Origin of the sequence: Streptomyces sp. NPDC059398, from assembly GCF_042751845.1 — a bacterium.
Lineage (GTDB): Bacteria > Actinomycetota > Actinomycetes > Streptomycetales > Streptomycetaceae > Streptomyces.
Genome location: NZ_JBHYWP010000156.1, coordinates 1 through 11,280, shown reverse-complemented (window position 1 = coordinate 11,280; position 11,280 = coordinate 1). Strand labels below are relative to the sequence as shown.

Genomic DNA, 11,280 nt, shown 5'->3' with positions numbered 1-11,280 from the left:
CACCCCGAGGGTGCGGCGGCCTCTCCGTGTGCACCGGTCGCGGCCGACTCCAGCGGCCCCCCGGACGCAACATGCCTACGGGCCGGCGGAAGGCGGAGAAAGCACAGGCGGAGGAAGCAGTAACTACTGCTGCCGCCCCGATCCCTACGACTGCCCGGACTGCCCGGACTGCCCGGTCGTCTCCGCCTTCTCCGTCTTCTCCGCCTTCAGCGCCGCCGCCATCTGCGCGAGCTGCCCGTACGGCGCCGTACCGGTCACAGCGGTCGTCGAGCCGTGTTCCCGGCGTACGAGAGCGTTGTACTTGGGGCCCTTCCAGCGCTGCCAGGTCTCGCCGCCCACCTGCTGGGTCTGCGATGTCTTCGACGCGTCCTTGCTCACGGTCGTGACGAACTTGTCGGACGGCCCGGTGGACTGCTCCACCGCGACGTACTGCTCCTCCGGGTCCAGAAAGCCCAGGTGCCACGCATGGCCGTCGTCCTGGGTGTACGAGACGGAGGTCGCCTTCCACCCCTTCGGGAGCCCGACCGGCGCCTGCACCGGATACGGTGCCGCGCGCTGGGCCGTGAGCTGCTCCACGCGGTAGTCGACGGTCTTCACCGGCTCCGAAGTGCCACCATGCGGAACGAACACGTAGATGACCGCGACGGCGGCCAGGATGACCACCATCGACTGGATCATTCCGCGCACTGTCTGCTTGCTTCGCGTACCTGCCACGGGCCCATCGTCTCAGGTCCTCGCGCTGCTCATGCGTGGGCCCCGGTGCTCATTTTATCGACCGGACGATAGAATCGAACGAACCCTCTACATACGGCCGTCGTCGTATCAGAAAGGTGCGTGCCGATGACCGAGCATCATCTCCCCTCCCAGCTGGAGGTCTCCCCGGAGGCCCCGGACCGCAACCTCGCCCTGGAGCTCGTCCGGGTCACCGAGGCCGCCGCGATGGCCGCCGGCCGCTGGGTCGGGCGCGGCGACAAGATCGGTGCGGACGGTGCCGCGGTCAACGCGATGCGTACGCTCGTCTCCACCGTCTCCATGAACGGCGTCGTCGTCATCGGCGAGGGCGAGAAGGACGAAGCCCCGATGCTCTTCAACGGAGAGCACATCGGTGACGGCACCGGCGCCGAGGTCGACATCGCGGTCGACCCGATCGACGGCACCACGCTCAACGCCAAGGGCATGCCGAACGCCATCGCGGTCCTGGCCGCCGCCGACCGCGGCTCCATGTTCGACCCGTCGGCCGTCTTCTACATGGACAAGCTGGTCACAGGCCCCGAGGCCGCCGACTTCGTCGACATCAACGCCCCGGTCTCGGTCAACATCCGCCGGGTCGCCAAGGCGAAGAACTCCTCGCCCGACGACGTGACCGTGGTCATCCTCGACCGCCCCCGCCACGAGGGCATCGTCAAGGAGATCCGGGAGACCGGCGCCCGGATCAAGTTCATCTCGGACGGCGACGTCGCGGGCTCGATCATGGCCGTACGGGAGGGGACCGGCGTCGATCTGCTGATGGGCATCGGCGGTACGCCCGAGGGCATCATCAGCGCCTGCGCGATCAAGTGCCTCGGCGGCACGATCCAGGGCAAGCTCTGGCCGAAGGACGACGCCGAACGCGGGCGCGCCATCGACGCCGGCCACGACCTGGACCGGGTGCTCTCCACGACCGACCTGGTCAGCGGAGACAACGTGTTCTTCGTGGCCACCGGCATCACCGACGGCGAGCTGCTGCGCGGGGTGCGCTACCGGGCCGAGACCGCGACGACGCAGTCGCTGGTCATGCGCTCCAAGTCGGGCACGATCCGGCAGATCGACTCGACGCACCGGCTGTCGAAGCTGCGCGCGTACAGCACGGTGGACTTCGACCGGGCCAAGTAGGCAGCACGGCAGGACCGGCCGGATCCGGAGCAACAAGCCAACAAGCAGGAAAGGGCGCCCCCCGTGTGCGGCTGGGGGCGCCCTTTCCGTACGCCTGCGTACGCGCTGTATGCCCGTGTACGCGCTGTATGCCTGTGCGCGTGATCAGCCCGCCTGTGCCATGGGGTCCTGGACCGTGCCCCTGAGCTCCACCTCGCGGCGCCTGCGCCGGGCGAGGACCACGCGGCGCTCGGCGGCCGTCAGCCCGCCCCAGACTCCGTACGGCTCGGGCTGCACCAGGGCGTGCTCCCGGCACTCCACGAGTACGGGACAGCGGGCGCAGACCCGCTTCGCCGCCTCCTCGCGGGCGAGCCTGGCCGCGGTCGGCTCCTTGGACGGCGCGAAGAAGAGCCCCGCCTCGTCCCGGCGGCACACCGCCTCCGAATGCCAGGGCCCTGCCTGATCCTCCCGTGCCGGGACGCGCTGCGGTGGCACGGCAGCGACCTGCAGGGACTGATGCGGCGGATGCAGCACGGTCTACTCCTGACGACGGCTTCGCGAGCGAGAGACGATGCTGCAGTCCCTACCCGCTGTGCGCACGCCTATGCACTGAGTTCCGGCCAGGGCGGACCCGCCGGTCGCCCAACTGCCGCCCGGGGCACCGCCGCTGGGCCAAGCCCGGCCGGCCCGGTCGCCTACCCCAGGTGCTTGCGCAGCTTCCTGTCGACCATGCCGCGCAGGTCCGCCACCAGCTTGCCCCGCTTCGGCTTCGCCTCGATGTTGCCGAAGACCGAGTAGCCGTTCACCACCACGACCGGCGCCTCCGGATTCTCCGATTCGAGCGTCTCGACCTCGAAGTTGCCGAAGATCCCTGTGCCGCTGCCGCGCAGGGTGATGTTCTCCGGGACCCTGACCTCGACATTGCCGAAGATCGAAGTGGCGTTGATGACGGTCAGCCGCTGCTCGAACAGCGCCTCGGTGAGGTCGATCTCGACATTGCCGAAGAGCGAGAAGGCGTTCGTCCTGCGGCCGACGCGCCAACGGCCCTTCCTGGTCGAGCTGGAGAAGACCGCGACCAGGTTCTCGGCGGTGACCGGCGCGTCCGGGTCCTCCGCGACCGGCCGGGCCGCGACGGCGGGGCCGGGGTGGCTGCCGGCTGCGGCGGGCAGGTCCTGCACCAGCGGCTCCAGCTCGGCGAGGGTCTTCGCGCGGTAGACCGCCTCGATCCGCTCGGAGTGCTCTTCGGCGTCGAGACGCCCCTCGGCCAGTGCATCCCTGAGGATGTCCGCGATCCGGTCGCGGTCGGCGTCGGACGCGCGGATGCCGACGGGCTGCACGGACTGCACGGGCTGCGGCTGCTGGGCATGCTTTTCGAGGTCCACCGGCCCAGCGTACCCAAACGCGATAGATCGCGACTAGTGGTTGTCCGGCCGTCTCGCCCGGAGGTTTCCGCGGCCGGCGTTCGTACGGCACATCCCGGGAGCCGCCGATACGGCACCTCCCGAGAGCCACCCCCAGGTGAGTCCTACCTCACCACCGCGGCCCCACCCCATGGTTCTAGGCTGGTGAATGCTGTGCCGATGGAGGCCAGCCCGCGTCTGCCGAGTGAGGAATGGCCGTCATGCCAGAGTTTGCGTACTCCGATCTGCTTCCCGTGGGAGCGGACACCACGCCGTACCGGCTGGTGACCGCGGAAGGCGTCTCCACCTTCGAAGCCGACGGGCGTACGTTCCTCAAGGTCGAGCCCGAGGCGCTGCGCACCCTCGCCGCCGCGGCCATGCATGACATCTCGCACTATCTGCGCCCGGCCCACCTCACCCAGCTGCGCAAGATCGTCGACGACCCCGAGGCGTCGTCCAACGACAAGTTCGTCGCGCTCGACCTGCTGAAGAACGCCAACATCGCGGCCGCCGGCGTCCTCCCGATGTGCCAGGACACCGGCACCGCGATCGTCATGGGCAAGCGCGGCCAGAACGTGCTGACCGAAGGCGGTGACGAGGAGGCGCTGTCCCATGGCATCTTCGACGCGTACACCAAGCTGAACCTGCGGTACTCGCAGATGGCTCCGCTCACCATGTGGGAGGAGAAGAACACCGGCTCGAACCTGCCGGCGCAGATCGAGCTGTACGCGACCGACGGCGGCGCCTACAAGTTCCTCTTCATGGCCAAGGGCGGCGGCTCCGCCAACAAGTCGTTCCTCTACCAGGAGACCAAGGCCGTCCTCAACGAGGCGTCCATGATGAAGTTCCTGGAGGAGAAGATCCGTTCGCTGGGTACGGCCGCCTGCCCGCCGTACCACCTGGCGATCACCGTGGGCGGTACGTCGGCGGAGTTCGCGCTCAAGACCGCCAAGTACGCCTCCGCGCACTACCTGGACGAGCTGCCCACCGAGGGCTCGCCGACCGGGCACGGCTTCCGCGACACGGATCTCGAACAGAAGGTCTTCGAGCTGACGCAGAAGATCGGCATCGGCGCGCAGTTCGGCGGAAAGTACTTCTGCCACGACGTCCGCGTCGTACGGCTGCCCCGGCACGGCGCCTCGCTGCCCGTCGCCATCGCCGTCTCCTGCTCGGCGGACCGGCAGGCCGTCGCGAAGATCACCGCCGAAGGCGTCTTCCTGGAGCAGCTGGAGACCGACCCGGCACGCTTCCTGCCCGACACCACGGACGAGCACCTGGAGGACGGCGACGTCGTATCCGTCGACCTGAACCGGCCGATGGACGAGATCCTCGCCGAGCTGACCAGGTTCCCGGTCAAGACCCGGCTCTCGCTGACCGGGCCGCTGGTGGTGGCGCGCGACATCGCGCACGCCAAGATCAAGGAGCGGCTGGACGCGGGCGAGGAGATGCCGCAGTACCTGAAGGACCACCCGGTCTATTACGCGGGCCCCGCCAAGACCCCCGAGGGATACGCGTCCGGTTCGTTCGGCCCGACGACGGCCGGCCGCATGGACTCGTACGTGGAGCAGTTCCAGGCCGCGGGCGGCTCCAAGGTGATGCTCGCCAAGGGCAACCGCTCGCAGCAGGTCACCGACGCGTGCGGCAGCCACGGCGGCTTCTACCTCGGCTCGATCGGCGGCCCGGCGGCCCGGCTCGCCCAGGACTGCATCAAGAAGGTCGAGGTCCTGGAGTACGAGGAGCTGGGCATGGAGGCGGTGTGGAAGATCGAGGTCGAGGACTTCCCGGCCTTCATCGTGGTGGACGACAAGGGGAACGACTTCTTCCGGGCGCCCGCCGAGTCCCCCACCGTCCTCAGCATCCCCGTCCGCGCCCCCGGGCAGGCGTAGCCCCCTCGGCACTGGCCCCTGGTGCCGTCCGGCCGGCGGGCACCAGGGGTGATCTTCCGCCCGGGACCGGGAACACCTCTCCGTCAGACGTTGCTGTCCGATGTGGAGGTACGACGATGACTGAGCAGTACCGGATCGAACACGACTCCATGGGTGAGGTGAGGGTCCCGGCCGGCGCCAAGTGGCGCGCCCAGACCCAGCGCGCCGTGGAGAACTTCCCCGTATCGGGGCAGACCCTGGAACGGGCCCATATCGAGGCGCTGGCCCGGATCAAGGCGGCGGCCGCCAAGGTCAACGCCGGTCTCGGAGTCGTCGAGGAGGATCTGGCGCAGGCGGTCCAGGAGGCCGCGGCCGAGGTCGTGGACGGCCGGTGGGACGCCGAGTTCCCGGTGGACGTCTTCCAGACCGGCTCCGGCACCTCGTCCAACATGAACATGAACGAGGTCCTGGCCACGCTCGCCACCGAGCGGCTGGGGCGCCCGGTGCACCCCAACGACCATGTGAACGCCTCGCAGTCGTCCAACGACGTCTTCCCCTCCTCGATCCACATCGCGGCGACGGCGGCCGTCACCCGTGATCTGATCCCGGCGCTGGAACATCTGGCCGAGGCGCTGGAGCGCAAGGCCGATGAGTTCTCGGACGTGGTCAAGTCCGGGCGTACGCATCTGATGGACGCCACACCGGTCACCCTGGGCCAGGAGTTCGGCGGGTACGCGGCACAGATCAGGTACGGCGTCGAGCGGCTGCACTCCTCGCTGCCCCGCCTCGCCGAACTGCCCCTGGGCGGTACGGCGGTGGGCACCGGCATCAACACCCCGCCCGGCTTCTCGGCCGCCGTCATCGCCGAGGTGGCCGGGGCGACGGGGCTGCCGCTGACCGAGGCCCGCAACCACTTCGAGGCACAGAGCGCGCGGGACGGCATCGTCGAAACGTCCGGGCAGCTCCGGACGATCGGGGCCGGGCTGACGAAGATCTCCAACGATCTGCGCTGGATGGCATCGGGCCCGCGCACCGGACTCTCCGAGATCTCGCTGCCCGACCTCCAGCCCGGTTCCTCCATCATGCCCGGCAAGGTCAATCCGGTGATCCCGGAAGCGGTGCTGATGGTGGCGGCGCAGGTCACGGGCAACGACGCGACGGTCGCCGCGGCCGGGGCCGCCGGCAACTTCGAGCTGAACGTGATGCTGCCGGTGATCGCCAAGAACGTCCTGGAGTCGGTGCGGCTGCTGGCCAACGTCGCACGGCTGCTCGCGGACCGCACGGTCGACGGGATCACCGCCCACCCGGAGCGCACCCGGGAGTACGCGGAGTCCTCCCCCTCGGTCGTCACTCCGCTGAACAAGTACATCGGGTACGAGGAGGCCGCGAAGGTCGCCAAGCGGGCGGTGGCCGAGCGCAGGACCATCCGGGACGTCGTGCTGGACGAGGGGTATGTGGAGCGGGGCGATCTGACAGCCGAGCAGCTGGACGCGGCGCTGGACGTCCTGAGCATGACGCGGCCGTGACCGGGCGCCGAGGGGCCGGAAACGGCCTCCCGGGCCTCCCCGGGCGCGGGCCGCGCCGGCGGGCCCCCGGCAACCGCGTGACCCGGATCGCTGCGCCGCACCCTCCGTACTCCTAAGATCTCCGCATGACAGGTGCAGGGGGAACACATCACTGGGCGCCCGGGGACCACATCCTCTGGCGCTACCGCGGCAACGGCTCCGACCGCCTGCACATCTGCCGCCCGGTGACGGTCGTGCAGGACACCGACGAGCTGCTCGCGGTCTGGCTGGCACCCGGCACCGAGTGCATGAAACCGGAGCTCGCCGACGGGACCCCCGTGCACCGCGAACCGCTGGCCACCCGGTACACCAGACCCCGCAGCGTCGTACGCGACCGCTGGTGGGGCATGGGTGTGCTGAAGCTGGCCCGGCCCCGTGAACCCTGGTCGGTGTGGCTCTGGTGGGACCGGGGATGGCGCTTCAAGAGCTGGTACGTGAACCTGGAGGAGCCGCACCGCCGGTGGGCCGGAGGTGTCGACTCGGAGGATCACTTCCTGGACATCTCGGTGCTGCCCGACCGCAGTTGGCAGTGGCTGGACGAGGACGAGTTCGCCCAGGCCCAGCAGGCCGGGCTGATGGACGCCGGGCAGGCGGCGCGGGTGCGCCGGGCGGGCCGGGCGGCGGTCGGGCTGATCGAGTCCTGGGGTCCGCCCTTCACCGACGGCTGGGAGGACTGGCGGCCCGATCCGGAGTGGACCGTGCCGGTCCTGCCGGACGACTGGGACCGCACGCCCGCGTACGTGCCGTCGTGAGACCCTTGATGCGCCCCCGGGGATCAAACGTAGGATCGTCCTCCGCAAGGCTGCGCCCTGCCACGGTCCCATGACAACGAACCTGTGCAGCAGCTGAACTGACCGCAAGTCACTACCGGCAAGTCACTACCAAGTCACTACAGGGGGGTGCAGCCATGACAACGGGTATACGACCCCTCGAAGCGGTTGCATCGCACACCTGCCTCGGACGGACGGAATCCCTCGCGTGACGGAGCACACCACCTCCCACGAAGGCCGGCAGCCCGCCGCTGCCCGGCCGCACGAACCCACTCGCGCCCGGCAGCAGGACGCCGATGTGGCGGCCGCCGGGTCCATCCCCGCGCCCCCGCCCGCCCCCGCGGTCTCCCCCGGGCGCAGCGAGGGCGACAGACTCCGGTTCGTGGGGGCTGCCACCCGCCGTATCGCGCGGGGCATAGACCTCGACGAGATCGTTCTCGGGCTGTGCAGAGCGACCGTGCCGACGTTCTCCGACGCGATACTCGTCTTCCTCCGCGATCCGCTGCCGGTCGGTGACGAGCGGCCGGTGGTCCCGTTCGTGCTGCGGCTGCGCCGTACCGACCGGCTGCGTTTAGTGGACGAGGAGGACTCCGACGAGCAGCCCGAACCGCTCGCGGCCCAGCTGTGCGAGGTGGCCCCGGGCGGCGCGCTCGCCGAGGTGCTGCGGGGTGTGCGCCCGGTCTTCGGTGACTCCGCCGCGGCCCGCGCCGCGCTGCCCGAGCTGCTGGGCCCCGACCGGACCGTACCCAACGGACACCGTACGATCCTCGCCCCGCTGCGGGGCAGGCGCCGGGTGATCGGCGCCGCCGTCTTCGTACGCCGTCCCGACCGGCCGCCCTTCGAGCCCAACGACCTGCTGGTCGCCGCCCAGCTGGCCACCCACACCGCGCTGGGCATCGACAAGGCGGTGCTGTACGGGCGCGAGGCGTACATCGCGGACGAGCTCCAGCGCACCATGCTGCCGGACTCACTGCCCCAGCCGACCGGCGTCAAACTGGCCTCCCGCTATCTGCCGGCGGCCGAGACCGCACGGGTGGGCGGTGACTGGTACGACGCGATCCCGCTGCCGGGCAGCCGGGTCGCGCTGGTCGTGGGCGATGTGATGGGGCACTCCATGACATCGGCCGCGATCATGGGCCAGCTGCGGACGACGGCCCAGACCCTGGCGCAGCTGGATCTGCCGCCGGCCGAGGTGCTGCACCATCTGGACGAGCAGGCCCAGCGGCTCGGCTCGGACCGGATGGCGACCTGCCTGTACGCGGTGTACGACCCGGTGGCGCACCGGATCACCATCGCCAACGCGGGCCACCCGCCGCCGGTCCTGCTGCATCTGGGCGGCCGTGCGGAGGTGCTGCGGGTCCCGCCGGGCGCCCCGATCGGGGTGGGCGGGGTGGACTTCGAGGCGGTCGAGCTCGACGCGCCGGCCGGTGCCACCCTCCTGCTGTACACGGACGGTCTGGTCGAGTCGCGGCTGCGGGACGTCTGGACGGGGATCGAGCAGCTCCGGGAGCGGCTCGCCGCCACCGCCGAGCTGACCGGCCCGGACCACTCGCCGCCGCTCGAAGCCCTCTGCGACGACGTGCTGGACATGCTGGGTCCCGGCGACCGGGACGACGACATCGCGCTGCTCGCGGCCCGCTTCGACGGGATCGCGCCGAGCGATGTCGCCTACTGGTTCCTCGACCCGGAGGAGCAGGCCCCCCGCCGGGCCCGGCGGCTGGTGCGCAGGGCGCTGGAGCGCTGGGGCCTCGAAGAGATGTCGGACTCGGTGGAGCTGCTGGTCAGTGAGGTGGTGACCAACGCCGTGCGGTACGCGGAGCGACCGGTGACCCTGCGGCTGCTGCGCACCGACGTACTGCGCTGCGAGGTCGGCGACGACTCGCCGCAGCTGCCGCGCCAGCGCCGGGCCCGGGAGACCGACGAGGGCGGGCGCGGACTGTTCCTGGTGAACCGGCTGGCCCGGCGGTGGGGGGCGACCCGGCTCTCCACCGGCAAGGTGGTCTGGTTCGAGATCCAGGTGTAGTTCGGGGATCCAGGTGTAGTTCGGGATCCAGGTGTAGTTCGGGACCCCGGTGTAGTCCGGGACCCCGGTGTAGTCCGGGATCCAGGCGCAGGCAGCTTCTGCCGGGGTACGCGGGGTATTGGGCGGTGGCCCCGGTACGTCGGCCGGGTGGGCCCGGTGCGTGTCCGCAGGTGCATGGACGCCCACCGGGCCCTCTGCTGTCCGGCTTCACCCCAACGCAGAGAAATGTTGCCGACCAGGTGTCGGGACGGTTCACTGGGGCACGCGGACGAAGCGACCTCAACCCCCTCGAACGATGGGACAACGCTCGTGAGCGAGGCACCCCGGAAGGCCCTTCACACCACCACCAACGCGGGGATCCCGGTGGAGAGCGACGAACACTCGCTCACCGTCGGCTCCGACGGTCCGGTGCTGCTGCAGGACGCCTATCTGATCGAGAAGATGGCGCAGTTCAACCGGGAGCGGGTGCCCGAGCGGGTGGTGCACGCCAAGGGCTCCGGTGCGTACGGGATCTTCGAAGTGACGAACGACGTCAGCCAGTTCACCAAGGCCGATGTCTTCCAGCCGGGCAAGCGCACCGAGATGCTGGCCCGGTTCTCGACCGTCGCCGGTGAGATGGGTTCGCCCGACACCTGGCGCGACCCGCGCGGTTTCGCGCTCAAGTTCTATACGGAACACGGCAATTACGACATGGTCGGCAACAACACGCCGGTCTTCTTCGTCCGTGACCCGATCAAGTTCCAGGACTTCATCCGCAGCCAGAAACGCCGCCCGGACAACGGGCTGCGCGACAACGACATGCAGTGGGACTTCTGGACGCTCTCGCCCGAGTCCGCACACCAGGTGACCTGGCTGATGGGCGACCGCGGTATCCCCAGGACGTGGCGGAACATGAACGGCTACAGCTCGCACACCTATATGTGGGTGAACGCGGCGGGCGAGAAGTTCTGGGTGAAGTACCACTTCAAGACCGACCAGGGCATCGACTTCCTCAGCCAGGCCGACGCCGACGCGATGGCCGGATGCGACACGGACTACCACCGCCGGGACCTCTTCGAGTCGATCAGGTCGGGGAACGCCCCCTCGTGGACGCTCAAGGTCCAGGTGATGCCGTTCGACGACGCCCCGGACTACCGCTTCAACCCGTTCGACCTCACCAAGGTGTGGCCGCACAGCGACTATCCGCTGATCGACGTCGGCCGGATGACGCTCAACAAGAACCCGGACGACCACTTCGTCCACATCGAGCAGGCATCCTTCGAGCCGTCGAACATGGTGCCCGGCATCGGTCCCTCGCCCGACAAGATGCTGCTCGGCCGGCTGTTCTCGTACCCGGACACCCACCGCTACCGGATCGGCCCGAACTACACGCAGCTGCCGCCGAACAGGCCGCGCTCGCCCGTCAACTCGTACGCGAAGGACGGGCCGATGCGGTACGAGCCGTCCGCGGCGTCCGCGCCGTACGCCCCGAACTCGTACGGCGGTCCGGCGGCCGACACCGCCCGCTTCGGGGAGCCCGCGGGCTGGCAGACGGCGGGCGAGATGGTCCGCGAGGCGTACAAGCTGCGCCGGGACGACGACGACTTCGGCCAGCCGGGCACGATGGTGCGCCAGGTCCACAACGACGAGCAGCGCGCACGGCTCGTCGACAATGTCGTCGGCCATCTGGCGCAGGGTGTCTCGGCCCCGGTGCTCGACCGGGCGCTGCAGTACTGGCGCAACATCGACAAGACGACGGGCGACCGGATCGCCGCGAAGGCCAAACCGGAGTAACGGCGCGGCACCGGAGACGGAGCAGGACCGGCG

General features: G+C 69.9%; 9 protein-coding genes. 6 read left to right on the top strand and 3 right to left on the bottom strand.

Annotated elements, in window-relative coordinates:
• Positions 1-144 precede the first annotated feature (144 nt).
• Positions 145-714 carry a DUF4245 domain-containing protein gene (locus ACFXBC_RS33750; protein WP_385033467.1) on the bottom strand — a complete coding sequence of 190 codons (570 nt, stop codon included), beginning with the start codon at positions 712-714 and terminating at the stop codon, positions 145-147.
• Positions 715-840: 126 nt separating this feature from the next.
• Here ACFXBC_RS33750 and glpX point away from each other — a divergent pair, with 126 nt between their 5' ends.
• Positions 841-1,872 carry a class II fructose-bisphosphatase gene (glpX, locus tag ACFXBC_RS33745; RefSeq protein ID WP_385033464.1) on the top strand — a complete coding sequence of 344 codons (1,032 nt, stop codon included), beginning with the start codon at positions 841-843 and terminating at the stop codon, positions 1,870-1,872.
• A gap of 144 nt (positions 1,873-2,016) precedes the next feature.
• Here glpX and ACFXBC_RS33740 read toward each other — a convergent pair whose 3' ends face one another.
• Together ACFXBC_RS33740 and ACFXBC_RS33735 are read right to left on the bottom strand one after the other, a co-directional pair.
• Positions 2,017-2,385, bottom strand: coding sequence for a WhiB family transcriptional regulator (locus tag ACFXBC_RS33740; protein ID WP_385033461.1), 369 nt, complete (start codon positions 2,383-2,385; stop codon positions 2,017-2,019).
• A gap of 161 nt (positions 2,386-2,546) precedes the next feature.
• A complete protein-coding gene (locus ACFXBC_RS33735; RefSeq protein ID WP_385033459.1) occupies positions 2,547-3,233 on the bottom strand; it encodes a DUF1707 domain-containing protein in 687 nt (228 codons plus the stop codon).
• A 239-nt stretch (positions 3,234-3,472) separates the two neighbouring features.
• On the opposite strand from ACFXBC_RS33735, the gene ACFXBC_RS33730 reads away from it, so the two are divergent.
• From ACFXBC_RS33730 to ACFXBC_RS33710, 5 genes are all read left to right on the top strand, one after another.
• Positions 3,473-5,137, top strand: a complete 1,665-nt coding sequence (locus ACFXBC_RS33730; protein ID WP_385033457.1) for a fumarate hydratase — start codon at positions 3,473-3,475, stop codon at positions 5,135-5,137.
• Positions 5,138-5,253: 116 nt separating this feature from the next.
• Positions 5,254-6,642, top strand: coding sequence for a class II fumarate hydratase (locus ACFXBC_RS33725; protein ID WP_385033454.1), 1,389 nt, complete (start codon positions 5,254-5,256; stop codon positions 6,640-6,642).
• A 125-nt stretch (positions 6,643-6,767) separates the two neighbouring features.
• Positions 6,768-7,433 (top strand): DUF402 domain-containing protein, encoded by a 666-nt coding sequence (locus tag ACFXBC_RS33720; RefSeq protein ID WP_385033452.1) that lies wholly within the window; start codon positions 6,768-6,770, stop codon positions 7,431-7,433.
• A gap of 226 nt (positions 7,434-7,659) precedes the next feature.
• On the top strand, positions 7,660-9,474 hold the full coding sequence (locus ACFXBC_RS33715) for a SpoIIE family protein phosphatase (protein WP_385033449.1): 1,815 nt from the start codon (positions 7,660-7,662) through the stop codon (positions 9,472-9,474).
• A gap of 309 nt (positions 9,475-9,783) precedes the next feature.
• Positions 9,784-11,247 carry a catalase gene (locus ACFXBC_RS33710; RefSeq protein ID WP_385033446.1) on the top strand — a complete coding sequence of 488 codons (1,464 nt, stop codon included), beginning with the start codon at positions 9,784-9,786 and terminating at the stop codon, positions 11,245-11,247.
• The last annotated feature ends 33 nt before the right edge of the window (positions 11,248-11,280 follow it).

Coding starts and splice junctions, on each gene's coding strand:
- ACFXBC_RS33730 (WP_385033457.1), top strand. CDS start 3,473: ATGCCAGAGTTTGCGTACTCCGATCTGCTTCCCGTGGGAGCGGACACC.
- ACFXBC_RS33725 (WP_385033454.1), top strand. CDS start 5,254: ATGACTGAGCAGTACCGGATCGAACACGACTCCATGGGTGAGGTGAGG.
- glpX (WP_385033464.1), top strand. CDS start 841: ATGACCGAGCATCATCTCCCCTCCCAGCTGGAGGTCTCCCCGGAGGCC.
- ACFXBC_RS33720 (WP_385033452.1), top strand. CDS start 6,768: ATGACAGGTGCAGGGGGAACACATCACTGGGCGCCCGGGGACCACATC.